Origin of the sequence: Stenotrophomonas sp. HMSC10F06 (assembly GCF_001807865.1) — a bacterium.
Lineage (GTDB): Bacteria > Pseudomonadota > Gammaproteobacteria > Xanthomonadales > Xanthomonadaceae > Stenotrophomonas > Stenotrophomonas bentonitica_A.
The window spans coordinates 29407-46391 of sequence record NZ_KV791303.1; the positions used below are offsets into that span (position 1 = coordinate 29407).

Genomic DNA, 16985 nt, shown 5'->3' on the forward strand with positions numbered 1-16985 from the left:
CGCCGGCATGACGCGCACGCCGGCAGAAAAACACCACGGCCCCGAAGGGCCGTGGTGATCAAGCGAGGTTACCGGGCGGCGATCAGAAACGCTGCTGGTACTTCATGTACAGGAAGCGGCCGATGTCGTAACCGCCGTAGTACGAGAACGTCGAGTTCGGCTGGGTGTACATGATCGGGCCGTACTTCTCGAACACGTTGTTGGCACCGACCGAGACGGTGGCGTCCCACGGCAGGGAGTAGCGGAACTGCACGTCGTGGAAGGTGACCGAGCCGCGCTCGTTGTAGTCACGCGAGCCGGCATACCACGGGGCCTGCACGCCGGGGTCGGAGCACTCGTCCGGTCGGGCTCGTGCGTTGATGCAGCGTTCCTTGACGCCGGAGTAGTAGCGGGCGGTCCAGCTGGCGCCGAAGTTGCCCACGTCCCAGCCCAGGGTCAGGTTGGAGCGCACGCGGAAGCCGCTGCCGATGCCGTTTTTCGTTTCGGGCACCACATCAGCGTCGTTGGTGGTGCGCTCGAGGTAGGAACTGACATAGGTCGTCGTCCATCCCGTGCTCAACTTGCCATGGCGGGTATCCAGGTGGTGGCTCAGCTCCAGGTCGTAGCCTTCGGTTTCCAGGAAACCGGAGTTGCGCCTGCCGTACGTCAACTGGTCCACGATGCCGGTGACCGGATCGCGGGTGAAGCCGCTGCAGCGCGAGGTGATGCCCTGCTCATAGCAGTCGCGCAGCATGTCGTTGGGGTGATCGTTGACGATGGTGTTGTCGATGCGGACCTTCCACCAGTCCAGCGCCACGTTGAGGTGGGGCACGAAGGACGGGCTCCAGACCAGGCCCAGCGTGCGGCTGGTCGAGGTTTCCGGCTGCAGGTCGGGGTTGGAGCCGTTGGTGAACGGCACCGGGGTCTGGTCGCTGCTGCTGGTGATCGGCACGCCGCCCTGGCGCAGCTGGCGGTAGGCGTCGGCATTGGCGATGTCGGCGGCGCACCGGGCGCGCACCTCGGCACTGCTGGCCGAGGCCCCGTAGACGGTGTCGCAGGGGTCACGGTAGCCGGTGGTGAAGGTTTCCGAACCGCCGCCATACAGATCGGAGATGGTCGGCGCGCGGAAGCCCTGCGCCCACGTGCCGCGCACCAGCAACTGCTCGATCGGCTTCCACTTGAAGCCGAACTTGCTGTTGAGGGTGGTGCCGAAGGTGCTGTAGTCCGAGTGGCGGGTGGCGGCGCTCAGGCTCAGCTCGCGCGCACCCGGCAGGTCGGCCAGGATCGGCACGCTCAGCTCCAGGTAGGCCTCATTGACCTTGTAGCCGCCCCCGGTCGGGCCGGCGGCCAGGTTGGTGGTGGCACCGCTCTGGGCCAGCGCATCGGGGATGAACTCACCGGCCTCCTTGCGCGTTTCCACGCCGAAGGCGAAGCCCAGATCACCGGCCGGCAGGGTCATCACCGTACCGGCGATGCTGGCGAACGCATTGCGGGTGGTGGTCTTGCCGCGCGTGATTTCCGGCGGGAACAGATGGTCGATCAGGGCCTGGTTGCCGCTCAGCCCATTGGGGTCGTTGCTGCCATACGGCGCCAGCGGGTTCCACGGCATGCAGCCCGCGATCGGTGCGCCCGGGACGCCACATTCCACCTTGCCGGTGGCCTCGTTGTAATACGACGGGCCGACCGCGTTCTTGACCCGTTCCTTGTGCAGATTGCCGGTCGACCGCTGCAGCAGTTCGCTGCGGTTGTACTGGTAGCCCACTTCCCAATCGAAGTACCGCTCGCCCACCTCGAAGCTGCCTTCCAGCGCGGCCACGGCGCGCCAGGTGGTCAGCTCGCTGGTGCTGACCCGCGGAACCTCCCAGGCGCGGCGGTTCCAGGCGATGTCGGTGGGGGTGTCATAGCCGTGGTGGTTGCCGAACGGATTGAACCAGCTGTCGGCCGACATCCGCCCGATACCGGCGGTGGCGGACTGCAGCGGATAGCCGGCCACCTGGCGCGTGGATGTGCGCTTGTTGTAGCCCAGCTGGGTGGTCAGGCGGATGTCATCGGTCAGGTCCAGGCGGCCATCGAGGAACAGCGAATCGCGCTTGAGCGGCGAGATCAGGTGCATCTGCTCCTGTGCGTTGCTGACATCACCGGTGAACGGGGTCAGATCGCTGAGATGGTAGTTGGCCGGGTTGGTCGGGTCGGCGCCGCGATCCAGCGAATAATTGCAGCCCGCCGCGGCGGTGCAGCCCGGGCCCCTCAGGCCAGTGATCTGGCCCCACTGGCTGAGCTGGGTCCAGTTGTCGCCGGGGTGGCGGGTGGTGTTCGGGAATTCGCTGAACCAGCGGTTGCGTGCCCAGACGCCCTTCTCTTCGGTGTGCTCGGCCGAGAAGGTCAGCGAGGCGCGGTCGTTGGACCAGCCGGCCACCACATCGACACTGGTGCGCGCGCCATCGCCTTGGCTGTACTGGCCCTGGTAGACGTTGGCGGTCACGCCGCTGACGTTGCTGCGGGTGATGATGTTGATCACGCCGGCCATCGCGTCCGAGCCATAGATCGCCGAGGCGCCATCCTTCAGCACCTCCATGCGTTCGATCGCCGAGACCGGCACGCTGGAGATGTCCTGGTAGCCGCCGGTATTGATGCCCAGACGCTTGCCGTTGATCAGCACCAGAGTGCGTTGCGCGCCCAGGTTGCGCATGTCGATGTAGGTGCCGCCGGCATTTTCGCCGGCAGCGAGCACGTTGGAGCGGCTCAGCGCCGGGCTGCCGACCGCGGTCAGGTTCTGCAGGATGTCGGCAACTGAACTGAAGCCCTGCCGCTCGATGTCGGCGCGGCTGATCGCGAGCACCGGCTGGGCGGACTCGACATCGACCTGGCGGATGCGCGAGCCGGTGATCTCGATGCGATCCAGGGTGGTCGGGGTGGCGTCCTGGGCGAGGACGGCGGTGGAAGCCAGGCCAGCGGTGCCGGCGACCAGGGCCAGGCGGATCGCCTGCCCCAGCGGGGTAGTGGATGAAGACATGATCGACTCTCTCTCTAATCGGAACGACGTCCAAGAAGTCGGCGGACCCAAGTACCGCCTTCTTCAAAAATCCAGCCCAATGAAGGCCGGTGTCCCGAGAGTAGATCGATTCGTTAAGCGTTCATGAAGGACATGTGAGGGCGTTCTCACAAATACGTCATGGGCCGTGCGTTCTGCGAATTCAGTCCACGAATTGCTGCAGACGCACGTTTGGAAGCGGGTAGAAAGCGTCAGGCAACAAAGGGGCGGAACTGCACACCGAGCCCGGCCATGCCTTCGGTTTCCCCGATCAGGTCCGCACGCAGCAGCGGACGCGCATCGATGTACGCCTGCGGCAGGATCAACGACAGGCGCGCGTCCTCGGCGGTCAATTCCAGCTTCGGCATCGCCGTGTCTTCGTGCGCGCGGTTGAGCAGCACTGCCAGGCGCAACAGGGCGGTCATGCGCCGTGCCGGTTGCAGCAGACGCTCGGGCAGCGCATCGAAGGCGGACTTGGAAATATTGCGGCGATGGCTGCGCACGAGCGCGGCGAGCAGCTGCTGTTCCTGCCGCGAGAAGCCGGCGATGTCCGAGTTCTCCAGCACGTAGCTGCCATGCACGTGGTAACCGCTGTGCGCGATCATCAGGCCAAGCTCGTGCAGGCGCGCGGACCAGCCGAGCATGCGCGCATCGTCCGGGTCCAGCTGCCAGCTTTCCTCGACCTGGGCCAGCAGGTTCATCGCGGTGTTCTCCACGCGATCGGCCTGGACGGTATCGATGCCGTAGCGCTGGGTCAGGGCCGCGACCGACTCGTCGCGCAGGTCGTTCTCGCTGGCGCGGCCGAGGATGTCGTACAGGATGCCTTCGCGCATCGCCGCCTTGCTCACCAGCAGCTTCTGCAGCCCCAGCGCCTGGAAGGCCGCCTCGAGCACCAGGATGCCGCCGGCGATGATCGGGCGGCGATCGGCGGACAGCCCCGGCAGATTGATGTCCTCGATGCGCTTGGCCTTGAGCAGCTCATCACGCAGCTGCGGCAAAGCCTCGGCGGTGATCGCGCCCTTGCTGAGCTTCATGGTGGCGCAGATTTCGCTGATCGCCTTGTGCGTGCCCGACGAGCCCAGCGCTTCGTGCCAGCCCAGCGCGCGGTACTTGTTGGCGAACTGCTGGAACTCCGCGCCGATCTCGGTCAGTGCGTCCTTCCAGCGCTTCTTGCTCAGCTTGCCGCCGGGGAAGAAGCGCCGCGTGCTGGCGATGCAGCCGGCCTGCAGGCTTTCGCGCTCCAGGGTCTGCATGCCCTGGCCGATGATGAACTCCGTGGAGCCGCCACCGATGTCGATCACCAGCCGGCGCTGGTCCGGCTTGGGCGGCTGCGCATGGGCCACGCCCAGGTAGATCAGGCGCGCCTCCTCGCGGCCGCTGACCACTTCGATGGCATGCCCGAGCGCGGTTTCGGCCGGCATCAGGAAGGCCTGCGGCGAGCGCAGCTGGCGGACCGTATTGGTGGCCAGGGCGCGGACCCGCACCGAGGGGATCGCGCGGATGCGCTGGCCGAACCGGGCCAGGCATTCCAGCGCGCGCTGGCGGGCTTCGGCGGACAGGCCGCCCTTGCCATCCAGGCCGTCGGCCATGCGTACGGTCTCGCGCAGGCGGTCGACCACCCGCAACTGCCCGAGGGTGTATCGCGCGATGACCATGTGGAAGCTGTTGGATCCCAGGTCGATGGCGGCGAGCAGGTCGCCATCCTGCAGGGCGGGCGGTGTCGTGGAGGTATGCGGCATTTGCGAATGTTAGCCGAACGGTGGGTCGCGAAGTCACCGCGCGCCCTTCACATGGGCAGGCTGCGACGACCGGTCGCATCGAAGGGGCAGGCAATGACCGCGTACCGACCAACGGTCGGTACCTACAGACCCTGCAGCAAGGCCATCTGCGCCGCATGCGGCGGCTCGTCATGGCCCGGCGTGCACTTGATGTAGCCGCCGTCGGCCTGCAGCTCCCAGGCGTTGAGGTTGTCGTCGAGGTAGTTCTGCAGCACATCGCGGTAGACCTTGCGCGCCAGCTCCGGGTCCAGGATCGGGAAACAGGTCTCGACCCGGCGCAGCAGGTTGCGTTCCAGCCAGTCCGCGCTGGCGCAGAACAGCTCCGAGGCGCCGTCATTGCCGAACCAGTAGACCCGGCTGTGCTCCAGGAAACGGCCTACGATCGAGCGCACCCGGATGTTGTCCGAGACGCCGGGCACCCCGGGGCGCAGGGTGCAGGCGCCGCGCACGATCAGGTCGATCTGCACGCCGGCCTGCGAAGCGGCATACAGCGCGCGGATCATCTGCGGTTCGTTGAGGGCGTTCATCTTGGCGATGATCCGCCCGGGGCGCCCGCTCGCAGCCAGCCGCGTTTCGCGCTCGATCCGCTGCAGCAGGCCCGGGTGCAGGGTGAAGGGCGACTGCAGCAGGCGCTTGAGCTTCATCCGCGGCGCCAGCCCGGACAACTGCTGGAACAGCAGATGCACATCGTTGCCGATGTCCGCATCGGCGGTGATCAGGCTCAGGTCGGTGTACGCGCGTGCGGTGCCGCTGTGGTAGTTGCCGGTGCCCAGGTGCACGTAACGGCGCAGCTTGCGGCCTTCGCGACGCACGATCAGCAGCATCTTGGCATGGGTCTTGAACCCGACCACGCCGTAGACGACCTGCACGCCGGCTTCCTGCAGGCGGTCGGCGAGGCCAAGGTTGGCTTCTTCGTCGAAGCGCGCGCGCAGTTCGACCACCACGGTGACGTCCTTGCCGTTGCGTGCGGCCTGGATCAGCGCATCGACGATCAGCGAATCCTTGCCGGTGCGGTACAGGGTCTGCTTGATCGCCAGCACGTTGGGGTCGACCGCGGCCTGCTTGATCACATCCAGCACGGCGGTGAACGCATCGAAGGGGTGGTGCAGCAGCACGTCCCGGCGCGCGACGATCTCGAAGATCCCGTCGCTGTCGCGCAGCGTGCGCGGGCTCAGGGCGGGGTACTTCAGTTCCGGCCGCTGGATCACGTCGTACAGCTGGATCACGCGGTTGAGGTTGACCGGGCCGTCGATACGGTAGACCGCGTTTTCGGTCAGCCCGAAGTTCTGCAGCAGGGTGCGCACGATGTCGCGCGGGCAGTCCTGCGCGATCTCCAGCCGGACTGCCGGGCGGTAGCCACGGTCGACCAGTTCATCGCGCAACGCCAGGGCGAGGTTCTCGACCTCTTCCTCGTCCACCACCAGCTCGGAATTGCGGGTCACGCGGAACTGGTAGGCCCCCTGGACTTCCATGCCCGGGAACATCTCATCGACGAAGGTCGACAGCACCGAGGACAGGAACACGAAGGTCTGCGGGCCGCCGAGTTGCTCCGGCAGCTGGATGATGCGTGGCAGCGAGCGCGGTGCACGCACGATCGCCAGGTGCCCGGCGCGGCCAAACGCGTCGGTGCCCTTGAGCACCACCACGATGTTTAGCGATTTGTTGAGGATCTTCGGGAACGGGTGCGAGGGATCCAGGCCGAGCGGGGACAGCACCGGCATGATCTCGTTGCGGAAATACGCGCGCAGCCAGCGTTTCTGCCGGTGGTTCCAGGAGTGCCGGCCGAGTACGTCGATGCCTGCCTCGTGCAGCGCCGGGCGCAGCGTTTCGTTCCAGCAGCGGTACTGCTGGTCCACCAGCTGTGCGGCGCGGTCGTGGATCGCATTGAGGATCGCCTGCGGCGTCATGCCATCCGGCGCCGGCGGCAGGCCGAACTCCTGCGCATGGCGCACGGCGGCGGCGCGGATCTCGAAGAACTCGTCCAGGTTGGTGCAGGAGATGCACATGAAGCGCAGGCGCTCCAGCAGCGGCACCTGCGGGTCCATGGCCTGGGCCAGCACGCGGAAATTGAAATCCAGCTGCGACAGTTCACGGTTGATGTACAGCGCCGGGTCGCGCAGCAGATCGCCGTCCACGGGTACGGCGACGGGAACAGGAGTACTCATGCGGAAAAGTCTTCGGCGGAAGGAAGGGAGGCGACCTCGGAGCGCGCACGCACCTGGTCGGCATCGAAATGGCAGGAGAACGTGCTGCCCTTGCCGACTTCGCTCTGGATGTCCAGGCGGGCATGGTGCAGCCCCAGAATGTGTTTGACGATCGACAGCCCCAGGCCGGTGCCGCCGCTCTCGCGCGAGCGGCTGCTGGACACCCGGTAGAAGCGTTCGGTCAGGCGCGGCAGATGGTTGGCCGGGATGCCGTAGCCGGTGTCACGCACCGACAGCACCACGCCATCCCCTTCGCGGGCGAACTCCACTTCCACGCGGCCACCGGCCGGGGTGTAGCGCACGGCATTGGTGACCAGGTTGGAGAACGCGCTGTGCAGTTCCTTGTTGGAGCCCTGCAGGTCCACTCCGGCCGTATCGATGATGCTGATCTGGTGGCGGCCCTGGCTGTGCGCTTCGGCTTCACGGCGCAGCGTGGCCAGCATCGGCGTCATCGCCACGGCCTCAGCTTCGGTGTGCTCCTGCGATTCCAGCCGCGACAGGGTGAGCAGGTCTTCGACCAGCTGCGCCATGCGCTGGGACTGCTTGCGCATTTCCTCCAGCATCGGGCCGGTGCCGGGGAAGTCCTCCGGGTCCATCATGTCCAGGTAGCCATGCACCACGGTCAGTGGCGTGCGCAGTTCATGCGAAACGTTGGCCACGAAGTCGCGGCGGACCTGTTCCAGCCGCAGCAGCTTGCTGACGTCTCGCGCGATCAGCAGCCAGTAGTCCGGCGAGTAGGGAATCAGGCGCAGGTTGAGGCGGATCGCCGGATCGACCGGCGAGGGCACGTCCAGGATGGGTTCGGCATTGCGGCCACCGGCCAGCCAGTGGGCCAGCGGCATCGGCTGCAGGCGTTCGACCAGCGCCTCGCCGAGATCGCCTGGATGATGCAGGCCGAGCAGCGAGGTGGCCGCTTCGTTGAACCACTGCACGCGCTGGCTGTTGCGGTCCACCACCACCACGGCATCGGGCAGTGCCGCGGCGGCGGCGCGATAACTGCGCAGCATGTCGAGCAGGCGGCGCTTGCGTGTGCGCATTTCCCACTGATTGCGGTAGAGCAGGCGGTCCAGCTCGTTCCACACGCCGGTGCCGTCGCCCATGTCCCAGCGATGGCGCGCGGTGAGCCCACGCAGCACCCGGCGCAGGCGCCAGTAATGCCAGGCCAGCGCGCCGATGGAGGCCAGTGCGATGCACATCCACACATGTCCCACTGCCAGGCCCAGCAAGCCGGCCGCGAGCAGCAGGGCGGCGAGGGTGGCCAGCGTTTTCAACCAGGCAGAACGGATGTGGCGCGGCATTGCGGTCTCGCAGAAGGTGCGGTCCTCGGACTCGATCCAAGGTTATAGCAGGAGTGGCCGGAACCAGGCATGCGCGCCAGGTCCCGGCCCGACGAGACTCAGGTCGAGGTCGAGAACCGGTAGCCGGCGCCGCGCACGGTCTGCACCATGTTCTCCGCGCCGAACGGCTCCAGCGTCTTGCGCAGGCGGCGGATGTGCACATCGATGGTGCGCTCCTCCACGTACACGCTGCCGCCCCACACGTGATCCAGCAGCTGGGCACGGGTGTACACGCGCTCAGGGTGGGTCATGAAGAAATGCAGCAGCCGGTATTCGGTCGGACCGATCGGCACCGGCTGGTCGCCGGCGAAGACGCGGTGCGCGGCGCCGTCGATGCGGATCGTGCCGACCGCCACGCTGCCGTCTTCGTCATCGTCGCGGGCACGGCGCATGACCGCACGGATGCGGGCCAGCAGTTCGCGCGCCGAGAACGGCTTGACCACGTAGTCGTCGACACCGGCCTCCAGGCCACCGACGCGGTCGTTCTCTTCCCCGCGCGCGGTCAGCATGATGATCGGCACCTCGCGGGTGAGGGCTTCTTTGCGCCAGCGCCGGGCCAGGTCCAGGCCGCTGGTGCCCGGAAGCATCCAGTCCAGCAGGATCAGGTCCGGAACGCGGTCGGCGATGGCGGTCTGCGCCTCGCGGGCGTCGCCGGCATGGATCGGGTCATAGTCGCCCTTGCGCAGGGCAAAGGCGACCATTTCGCGGATCGCGGGTTCGTCATCGACGATCAGGATGCGTTTCTGCACGTGCCCACCGTATTGCTCATCAGATCGGGATTGAGCCCAGTAGACTACGGTTTCATGACAGGTTTGTGACGAGGGGGCCGTTCCCGTCGTTGACCGCCATCCCACCGTCATCCCGACCCCTTGAACGGCGCCTCAGCGGCGGTCCAGTTCCGGGTCGTCGATGCCTTGGCGGCGCATTTCCAGCACGGTCGGGGTGATGCTCTCGATCCGGGCATCGACCCGGGCCCGGCCCACGTAGTCCAGATCCGGTTGCCGCTTCAGGGCCTGCAGCTGGATCAGGGCCTGCTCCGGCCGGCCGCTGAGGAAGGCCGCCTCGGCATAGGCCTCGCTGGCCCGGGTGGTATCCCCGGCCAATTCGCTGGCGCGGGCGAAGCGCTGCTGGAAGACCGGATCATTGCCGCTTTGCGACAGCATCGGGCGCAGCATCGCCTGCGCGCGCTGGCCGGCCTCGCGCCCGCCCTGTTCATTGAGGATGGTGGCGTAGGTCAACGCGACCGGGCGGCTGCCGGGGTGCTGGCGCATCAGGGTCTCGAAACGGGCGTTGGCCTGGGCCTGCTGGCCGCTGCGCGACTCCGCCTCGCCCAGCGCCAGTGCCACCCAGACGTTGTCCGGGTGGTCGCGCAGCAGCTCGGCCAGGTCGCGGCTGGCCTGCGCGGCGGCACTGTTGCGCAGCCGGCCCAGGGCCAGCCCGTAGCGCTGTGGTTCGGTCAGCCCGTTCTTCTGCGCGCGCTGCAGGCTTTCGTATTCGCGGATGACATCGCCCGGGGTGTCGGCGCTGAGCACCCGCAGCCGCTCGCGCGCCTATTCGAACTGACCGGTGCTGCCGCGGCTGAGCGAGTTGACCGAAATCTGCATCGAGGCCGGCAGCAACGGGTTGCTCCGCCGCACCAGCGGATCGGACAACGCCGGGTCGGACGGGTTCACCCGTTCCTGCCGGACGCCGCCGGGCACCTCGGTGGTCAGCAGCACCGTGTCTTTCTTCATCTGTTCGGCGCGGGCCTTGGCCTCGCTGATGCGGGTGGTGGTGACCGGGTGGGTCTGCAGGAAGTCCGGGACGCTGTAGCCCCCCTGGTTGCCACGCATCGAGGCGGACATGCGCTCGAAGAAGCCGGCCATGGCATCCACGTCATAGCCGCTGCGGGCCAGGGTGCGGATGCCCAGGCGGTCGGCCTCGGATTCGTTGGAGCGGGTGTAATTGATCTGGCGCTGCTGCATCAGCCCCATGCCCGAAGTGATCGCGGCCATGGTGGCGTCACCGGAGGAGTTGCCGCCGGCCTGCTGCGCGGCCACGATCGCGGCAAGCATGCCGAGCAGGATCGGGATCTGGTCGCGCTGTGCGCGCTCGACGCCGCGCAGCACGTGCTGCTGGGTGACGTGGGCGATTTCGTGGGACAGCACCGCGGCGACCTCGTCCTCGCGCTCGGCGGTCAGTACCAGGCCCGCATTGACCCCGATGTAACCGCCCAGGGTCGCGAAGGCATTGATCTGCCGGTCCTTGAGCATGAAGAAGGTGTAGGACTGGCGTGGCTGGGCGCTGTTGGAGCCCAGCCGGGCGCCCATGGTCTGCAGCCAGTCATCGACCAGCGGGTCATCGAGCAGGTACCCATAGTTGCGCAGTTCGCGCAGCATCATCCCGCCGTATTCGGCCTGCCGTGCCGGGGTCAGCAGCTCGCCGGCCGAAGAACCGATGTCCGGCAGCTTGCTTTCCTGGGCCCCGGCCAGCGGTACGGCCAGGGCCAGGGTCAAGGCGGCAGAGAGCAGCAGAGGGCGCAAACGGAGCTCCTGGGGGAAGGCGGACGACAGCGTGACAGGGCCAGTGCAACCTGCAGTTAAACCACAGTGTTGCGACGGTGACGTGGAAAATCCAGCGGACCGCTACCATATACAGACCAACGTTCCGCTGTGGAGTTTCCCGTGAGCCAAGATGCTGTTTCCACCCCCGGTGGCGCTCCCGCCATCACCATCTACTCGACCGCGGTGTGCCCGTACTGCGTGGCCGCCAAGAACTTCCTGAAGAGCAAGGGCCGCGACTGGACGGAGGTCCGGATCGACCTGGACCCTGTCGAGCGCGAGAAGATGATGGCCAAGACCCGCCGCACCAGCGTGCCGCAGATCTTCGTCGGCGAGGTCCATGTGGGCGGCTACGACGACATGATGGCGCTGCACGGTGCTGGCAAGCTGGAGCCGTTGCTGGCCGGGCAGGACCCGGCATGAGCGCGGCCGACGACGGCAGCAAGGACCGTATCGCCGAATTCACCGAGTTCCGCCAGCGCATGAATCAGCGCATCCTGGGCGAACCCAACCAGGTCGTGCGCCGCTTCTTCGCGCTGGACACCCAGACCTACCAGGCCGGCGCGCTGGATGTGAAGACCAAGGAGCTGCTGGGCCTGGTCGCCTCGATGGTGCTGCGCTGCGATGACTGCATCAGCTACCACGTGGCCCAGTGCAAGGACGCCGGCGTGACCCGTGAGGAGTTCTTCGAGACCTTCTCGGTCGGCCTGGTGGTCGGCGGCTCGATCGTGATCCCGCACCTGCGCCGCGCGGTCGATTTCCTGGACCAGCTCGAAGGCGGCGCCGAAGCGCCGGCCGTTCACGAGCATTGAGGTCGGGGCCGACCCGGCCCCACCGAGGTAGAGCCGACCGTTGGTCGGCTGCTTGGGCGCCCCGACGATATCGGCGCCCGGCAGTGCGCTGTTCATGTTCTAGATCCCGTTCCACCGACCAACGGTCGGTGGCTACCCCGTCGTTCAGCCCACCCCTGGTTGCCGGCCAGCGGCCGGCACTACCGATCGCGTGTCTTGAGCACAGCCCCCTTCGGTTGATGGCGGCGCGCCAACGGCGCGGGGGGAGGGGGAATGCGCGGGCAATGCTGCCTTGCCCGCCTAAGACCAATGGCCCATTTGGGGTCCATCGGGCGGGTAAGGCATAATTGCCGATGAAACTTCCCTTGCGCCCGCGCTTCGCGCACCTCACGGATGGCGCTCCCCCCTCGGTTCGGAATACACATCAATGACGCAGAAAATCACGGTCATCCGCGGTGACGGCATCGGCCCGGAGATCATGGACGCTACCCTGTTCGTGCTCGGCAAGCTGGACACCGGCTTTGAATATGAAGACGCCGACGCGGGCCTGGTCGCGCTGGAGAAGCACGGCGATCTGATGCCGGCGGCCACGCTGGAATCGATCGCACGCAACAAGATCGCGCTGAAGAGCCCGCTGACCACGCCGGTCGGTGGTGGCTTCACCTCGATCAACGTCAGCCTGCGTCGCCACTTCGACCTGTACGCCAACGTGCGTCCGGCGGTGTCCTTCCCGAACACCAAGTCGCGTTTCGGCGACGGCGTGGACCTGATCACCGTCCGTGAGAACACCGAAGGCGCGTACCTGGCCGAAGGCCAGGAAGTGTCGGCCGATGGCGAGACCGCCTTCTCCGGCACCCGCATCACCCGCAAGGGCTCCGAGCGCATCGTGCGCTACGCCTTCGAGCTGGCCCGCAGCACCGGCCGCAAGAAGGTCACCGCCGTGCACAAGGCCAACATCATCAAGTCGACCTCGGGCCTGTTCCTGGCCGTGGCGCGTGAAGTGGCCGCCAAGTACCCGGACATCGAGTTCCAAGAAATGATCGTCGACAACTGCTGCATGCAGCTGGTGATGCGTCCGGAACAGTTCGATGTGATCGTGACCACCAACCTGTTCGGCGACATCATCTCCGACCTGTGTGCCGGTCTGGTCGGCGGCCTGGGCCTGGCCCCGGGCGCCAACATCGGTGAGAACGCGGCGATCTTCGAAGCCGTGCACGGCACCGCGCCGGACATCGCCGGCCAGGGCAAGGCCAATCCGTGCGCGCTGCTGCTGGCCGCCGCACAGATGCTGGACCATGTCGGCCAGGTCGAAAACGCCGAGCGCCTGCGCAAGGCCATCGTGGCCACGCTGGAAGCCAAGGATTCGCTGACCGGCGACCTGGGTGGCACCGGCAACACCATGGGCTTCGCCCAGGCCATCGCCAGCCGCCTGTAAGCGGCCGGCGCTCTTGCTGGATGCTGTCCCAGGCGGTAGCCAGGCAACGCTGCGCATTGTTGAAGACGGGCCGTCCTTGTACGGCCCGTCTGCGTTTTAAAGTGCGGCTTTTCACCGACAGGATTTTTGCAGATGCCTGATGCGGCTGTGTGGGTGGTGGCGGCTGTTGCCGTCTATGCGATTGGCGTAGGCATCTACTTCGTCTTCTGCTGGCCCTGGTCCCGTTCGCAGCGCGCGTTGCGTCGCCTGCGGACGCATGGGGTCTCCATCCGCAACCTGCGGCACAGCGAAGCGCGCGCGCTGCAGTTGATCGAATATCCGGCGGGGGCGCCGGTGTACCGGCTGGAGGGCGCCTGCGCGGAGTTCATCATCAGGGGCAAGGATGGGGCAGCGCATGTGCAGACCCTCGCAGGGGTGCCGGTGAAGTACCCGGCGGGCCTGGAACGTGCCGTGCGCGCTGGCAGCAACGCTGCCGACGTGGTGCCAGGGCGAAAGGACGCGGTGATCGTGCGGCTCAATGGCGTCACGCTGGCGTCGTCGAGTCGAGCCCTGCGCGGCTGATCGTTTACGGGCGCCCCAACGAAAAGCAGTCGCGCCTGGCGCGACTCCACACGAACGGTCGGTTCGAAATCTGCACAGATCATGTGTCAATCCATGGCTGGTTCGTGCGCCATCCGCCTCGCATCCTGTGCCCACTTTCCATCGCACAGGAGTCGTCCCATGAACCTCACGGCCTTCGGCCTGGCCAGCCTGATCGGCATGGCTGCCACCGCTCCGGTTGTTGCCGCTGAACCGTCCCATCCCACCATCCGCCACATGGCGGGTGCCCCGGTGCCCGCCTCGCTCGACGCAGCGAAGACCGCGGTGCTGGTGATCGACTTCCAGAACGAATACTTCGATGCCCGTGCCGCGCCAGGTTTCGCCGGCGGCCGCATGGTCATTCCCGACGGCATGGCCGCACTGCGCCAGACCCGCCGCGTGGTCGACTTCGCCGATGCCCACGGCATCCGCGTCATCCACGTGCAGCATGTGCTGCCGGCGGGCGCGCCGCTGTTCGCGCAGGGGAGTGTCAACGTCGCCTTCCATCGCGACATGCAGCCGCGCAGTGGCGAAACCGTCATCCAGAAGGACAACGTCAGTGTGTTCGCCGGCGCCTCGGCTGCGGCGCTGGATACGGTGCTCAAGCAGGCCGGCATCGACACGTTGATCATCACCGGCCTGCAGACCCATGCCTGCGTCGTCGGGGCCGCCCGCGACGCGGCTGCCGCGCCGCGCGGCTACCGTGTCCTCGTGGCGTCCGATGCCAGCGCCAGTCGCGACCTCGACCTGGCCGACGGCACGCGCATCGGCCACCGCGCACTGCACGAGGCGTCCCTGGCGCAGATCGAGGATGCATTCGGCGATGTCATGGCCACCGACGCGATCCTGGCCCTGCCGGTCCGCGAGGCGGGCGAGGGCGCTTGATAAGCTGGGCAGGCCCGCATCCGGCGGGTCCTGCCACTCGCCTGGAGCTGACTGCCGATGGATCACTTCGCCGCCCTGCGCGCGCTGCGCGCCATCGTCGAGGCCGGCAGCTTCAGTGCGGCCGCAGAGCGGCAGGGAACCACCCACTCCTCCCTGTCGCGGCAACTGCGGCAGCTGGAAGAGCACCTGCAGGTCCGGTTGCTCGATCGCACCACCCGGCGGCTGTCGCTGACCGAGGCCGGGCGCGACTATTACCGCGATGCCGTAGCCCTGCTTGAGCGGCTGGAGCTGGCCGACGACCGCGCCCGCGCGGGCCAGGCAGCGCCGAGCGGGCGCCTGCGCATCAGCGTGCCGCAGGTGGTGGCCAGCCAGGAATTGCCGCAGTGGCTGCCGGGGTTCCTGGCCCGCTATCCGCAGGTAAGCCTGGATCTGTCGGCCAACGACCAGCTGGTGGACGTGGTCGGGGGTGGCTTCGACATGGCGCTTCGCATTGCCGCCAGCCTGCCTGACAGCCAACTGGTGGCCCGCGAGCTGGCGTGCTGCCCGCGCATCCTGGTGGCCGCACCGGCTTACCTGGCCCGGCACGCCCTGCCGCGCCAGGTGGCGGACCTTCCGGCGCACACGCTGCTGGCGTTCCAGCCCGGCGCGGCCAGTACCGCTTGGCACCTGCAGGGCCCGCGGGGCGCGCAGGCCAGCGTGGAGGCCGGCCAACGGCTGCGCGTGGACGCCACGCCCGCCCTCTATGCCGCAGTGCGGGCCGGCATGGGCATCAGCCTGTTCACCGCGTTGACCGTGCAGGACGATCTGCGCGCCGGTCGCCTGATCCATGTGTTGCCCGGCTGGCATGCCGGGCAGCGCCGCTACTTCGCGCTGTATCCGCACGCACGTTCGCTGGCGCCAAAGGTGCGCGCGCTGGTGGAGCATCTGGCTGCGCATTACGCAGGGCAAGCCGGCGCGGCGGCCTAGTACCCTGCCAGGCGCTCCGGCCGGAGCTTGCCGGGCGCCATGCGGGCGCATGAAAAAGGGCGCCCGAAGGCGCCCCTGATGCTTGCCTGGCCAGTGGCTCAGCGCTGCTGGATCTTGGAGAGCAGGCGCAGGAATTCCACGTACAACCACACCAGCGTGACCATCAGGCCGAACGCGCCGTACCACTCCATGTACTTCGGGGCGTGTGCGGCGGCACCGGTTTCGATGAAGTCGAAATCCAGCACCAGGTTCAGCGCGGCCACCGCCACCACGAACAGGCTGAAGGCGATGCCCAGCAGGCTGGCATCGTGGATCACCGGCACGTTGATGTTGAAGAAGCTCAGCACGAAGGAGGCCAGGTACACCAGCGCGATGCCACCGGTGGCGGCGAACACGCCCATCTTGAACTTCTCGGTGACCTTGATCACGCCACTGCGGTACAGCATCAGCAGCGCGAACAGGGTGCCGAAGGTCAGCAGCACCGCCTGGAACACGATGCCTGGGAACTTCATGTTGAACACGGCCGAGATCGCACCGAGGAAGAAGCCTTCCACCAGGGCATACATCGGCGCAGTGACGGGCGACCATTCCTTCTTGAACACGGTGACGAGTGCCAGGATCAGCCCGCCCACCGCGCCGCCGATGGTGTACATCATCGCGCTGGAGGACACCTGCCCATAGGCATCGACCGACTGGCTCCACGCGAACGCGGCCGTCAGCACGGTGAGCAGCAACAGGATGCCGGTCTTGTTGACGGTGCCGTTGATGGTCATCGCCTGGTCGGGGCGGGCCACGACCGAGCCGCTGGCCAGGTCGAGGAAGGTCGACTCGGAAAGTGCGGGATTGCCGCTGCGCATTGCCAATCTCCTTGATGGGGTAGGGGGGCTGGCCATCCGGCCACTGACCCGAGCATAGCCGAAGCGACCCTCGCCAATGGCGACAGGTGAATTGATGTGTGAAAACCGTTGACAGATGCCACGCCGATTCCCACAATAGGCGGCTCTTTCGGGGGGAACCCCGGAGGGAAACAAACCGCCGGGGTATAGCGCAGTCTGGTAGCGCGCCTGCTTTGGGAGCAGGATGTCGGGGGTTCGAATCCCTCTACCCCGACCAAGCCCGCTGCTCAAACCGGGATTGGAATGCGACAATCCGGATCGAGCGCCCGTAGCTCAACTGGATAGAGCACCGGCCTTCTAAGCCGGCGGTTACAGGTTCGATTCCTGTCGGGCGCGCCATTCGGTGCAAGCGGTAGGAAGCAAGGTTTTCAGTGGTGGCTGTAGCTCAGTTGGTTAGAGTTCCGGATTGTGATTCCGGTGGTCGGGGGTTCGAGTCCCCTCAGCCACCCCACTGATTAAAACTGGTTCATCGAAAGTGAATCAGGGTTGCAAAAGGCAGCACACACGCTACAATGTGCGCCTGAGTTTTTCAGGGCTGTTAGCTCAGTTGGTAGAGCAGTTGAC

Annotated in this window: 12 protein-coding genes, 3 tRNA genes and 1 pseudogene; 9 read left to right on the plus strand and 7 right to left on the minus strand. The window is 66.9% G+C overall.

The window, feature by feature from the left end; translation table 11 throughout:
- Positions 1 to 82: 82 nt before the first annotated feature.
- From HMPREF3113_RS15220 to HMPREF3113_RS15245, 6 genes and pseudogenes are all read right to left on the minus strand, one after another.
- Entirely contained in the window at positions 83 to 2992 is a 2910-nt protein-coding gene (locus HMPREF3113_RS15220) for a TonB-dependent receptor plug domain-containing protein (protein ID WP_070473750.1), read from the minus strand.
- A 230-nt stretch (positions 2993 to 3222) separates the two neighbouring features.
- Positions 3223 to 4749: an exopolyphosphatase gene (gene ppx, locus HMPREF3113_RS15225; protein WP_070473752.1), complete on the minus strand. Its 1527-nt coding sequence runs from the start codon at positions 4747 to 4749 to the stop codon at positions 3223 to 3225.
- A gap of 122 nt (positions 4750 to 4871) precedes the next feature.
- Positions 4872 to 6953 carry a polyphosphate kinase 1 gene (gene ppk1, locus HMPREF3113_RS15230; RefSeq protein WP_019185817.1) on the minus strand — a complete coding sequence of 694 codons (2082 nt, stop codon included), beginning with the start codon at positions 6951 to 6953 and terminating at the stop codon, positions 4872 to 4874.
- Positions 6950 to 8290: a phosphate regulon sensor histidine kinase PhoR gene (gene phoR, locus HMPREF3113_RS15235; protein WP_070473754.1), complete on the minus strand. Its 1341-nt coding sequence runs from the start codon at positions 8288 to 8290 to the stop codon at positions 6950 to 6952. Before phoR ends, ppk1 begins: the two co-directional genes overlap by 4 nt.
- A 98-nt stretch (positions 8291 to 8388) precedes the next feature.
- Entirely contained in the window at positions 8389 to 9078 is a 690-nt protein-coding gene (gene phoB, locus HMPREF3113_RS15240) for a phosphate regulon transcriptional regulator PhoB (RefSeq protein WP_019185815.1), read from the minus strand.
- Positions 9079 to 9210: 132 nt separating this feature from the next.
- A pseudogene (locus tag HMPREF3113_RS15245) lies at positions 9211 to 10851 on the minus strand (M48 family metalloprotease).
- A 141-nt stretch (positions 10852 to 10992) separates the two neighbouring features.
- Here HMPREF3113_RS15245 and grxC point away from each other — a divergent pair.
- The 6 genes from grxC to HMPREF3113_RS15275 all read left to right on the plus strand — a co-directional run bounded on the left by grxC (position 10993) and on the right by HMPREF3113_RS15275 (position 15525).
- Entirely contained in the window at positions 10993 to 11292 is a 300-nt protein-coding gene (gene grxC / locus HMPREF3113_RS15250) for a glutaredoxin 3 (protein WP_070473756.1), read from the plus strand.
- Entirely contained in the window at positions 11289 to 11681 is a 393-nt protein-coding gene (locus tag HMPREF3113_RS15255) for a carboxymuconolactone decarboxylase family protein (RefSeq protein ID WP_019185812.1), read from the plus strand. Before grxC ends, HMPREF3113_RS15255 begins: the two co-directional genes overlap by 4 nt.
- 406 nt (positions 11682 to 12087) lie before the next feature.
- Complete coding sequence (locus tag HMPREF3113_RS15260) at positions 12088 to 13095, plus strand: isocitrate dehydrogenase (protein WP_019185811.1); 1008 nt, start codon at positions 12088 to 12090, stop codon at positions 13093 to 13095.
- 132 nt (positions 13096 to 13227) lie between these two features.
- Positions 13228 to 13656 (plus strand): hypothetical protein, encoded by a 429-nt coding sequence (locus tag HMPREF3113_RS15265; protein ID WP_070473758.1) that lies wholly within the window; start codon positions 13228 to 13230, stop codon positions 13654 to 13656.
- A 159-nt stretch (positions 13657 to 13815) separates the two neighbouring features.
- Positions 13816 to 14559 (plus strand): cysteine hydrolase family protein, encoded by a 744-nt coding sequence (locus tag HMPREF3113_RS15270; protein ID WP_019185809.1) that lies wholly within the window; start codon positions 13816 to 13818, stop codon positions 14557 to 14559.
- 57 nt (positions 14560 to 14616) lie between these two features.
- Positions 14617 to 15525: a LysR family transcriptional regulator gene (locus HMPREF3113_RS15275; RefSeq protein WP_070473760.1), complete on the plus strand. Its 909-nt coding sequence runs from the start codon at positions 14617 to 14619 to the stop codon at positions 15523 to 15525.
- Between the two features lie 98 nt (positions 15526 to 15623).
- Here HMPREF3113_RS15275 and HMPREF3113_RS15280 read toward each other — a convergent pair whose 3' ends face one another.
- The gene (locus HMPREF3113_RS15280) at positions 15624 to 16382 is read right to left on the minus strand and encodes a Bax inhibitor-1/YccA family protein (protein ID WP_070426714.1); all 759 of its coding nucleotides are present in this window, start codon (positions 16380 to 16382) and stop codon (positions 15624 to 15626) included.
- Positions 16383 to 16561: 179 nt separating this feature from the next.
- Between HMPREF3113_RS15280 and HMPREF3113_RS15285 the strand changes: the two genes are divergently transcribed.
- From HMPREF3113_RS15285 to HMPREF3113_RS15295, 3 genes are all read left to right on the plus strand, one after another.
- Positions 16562 to 16638: transfer RNA gene (locus HMPREF3113_RS15285), tRNA-Pro, on the plus strand.
- A gap of 45 nt (positions 16639 to 16683) precedes the next feature.
- A tRNA-Arg gene (locus HMPREF3113_RS15290) sits at positions 16684 to 16760 on the plus strand.
- Positions 16761 to 16795: 35 nt separating this feature from the next.
- Positions 16796 to 16872 (plus strand) — tRNA-His (locus tag HMPREF3113_RS15295).
- Positions 16873 to 16985 lie beyond the last annotated feature (113 nt).

Excerpts from the sequence above, each read along its gene's own strand:
- HMPREF3113_RS15220 (WP_070473750.1), bottom strand. The coding sequence starts at position 2,992 with ATGTCTTCATCCACTACCCCGCTGGGGCAGGCGATCCGCCTGGCCCTG.
- ppx (WP_070473752.1), bottom strand. The coding sequence starts at position 4,749 with ATGCCGCATACCTCCACGACACCGCCCGCCCTGCAGGATGGCGACCTG.
- ppk1 (WP_019185817.1), bottom strand. The coding sequence starts at position 6,953 with ATGAGTACTCCTGTTCCCGTCGCCGTACCCGTGGACGGCGATCTGCTG.
- phoR (WP_070473754.1), bottom strand. The coding sequence starts at position 8,290 with ATGCCGCGCCACATCCGTTCTGCCTGGTTGAAAACGCTGGCCACCCTC.
- HMPREF3113_RS15255 (WP_019185812.1), top strand. The coding sequence starts at position 11,289 with ATGAGCGCGGCCGACGACGGCAGCAAGGACCGTATCGCCGAATTCACC.
- HMPREF3113_RS15260 (WP_019185811.1), top strand. The coding sequence starts at position 12,088 with ATGACGCAGAAAATCACGGTCATCCGCGGTGACGGCATCGGCCCGGAG.
- HMPREF3113_RS15265 (WP_070473758.1), top strand. The coding sequence starts at position 13,228 with ATGCCTGATGCGGCTGTGTGGGTGGTGGCGGCTGTTGCCGTCTATGCG.
- HMPREF3113_RS15270 (WP_019185809.1), top strand. The coding sequence starts at position 13,816 with ATGAACCTCACGGCCTTCGGCCTGGCCAGCCTGATCGGCATGGCTGCC.
- HMPREF3113_RS15275 (WP_070473760.1), top strand. The coding sequence starts at position 14,617 with ATGGATCACTTCGCCGCCCTGCGCGCGCTGCGCGCCATCGTCGAGGCC.
- HMPREF3113_RS15280 (WP_070426714.1), bottom strand. The coding sequence starts at position 16,382 with ATGCGCAGCGGCAATCCCGCACTTTCCGAGTCGACCTTCCTCGACCTG.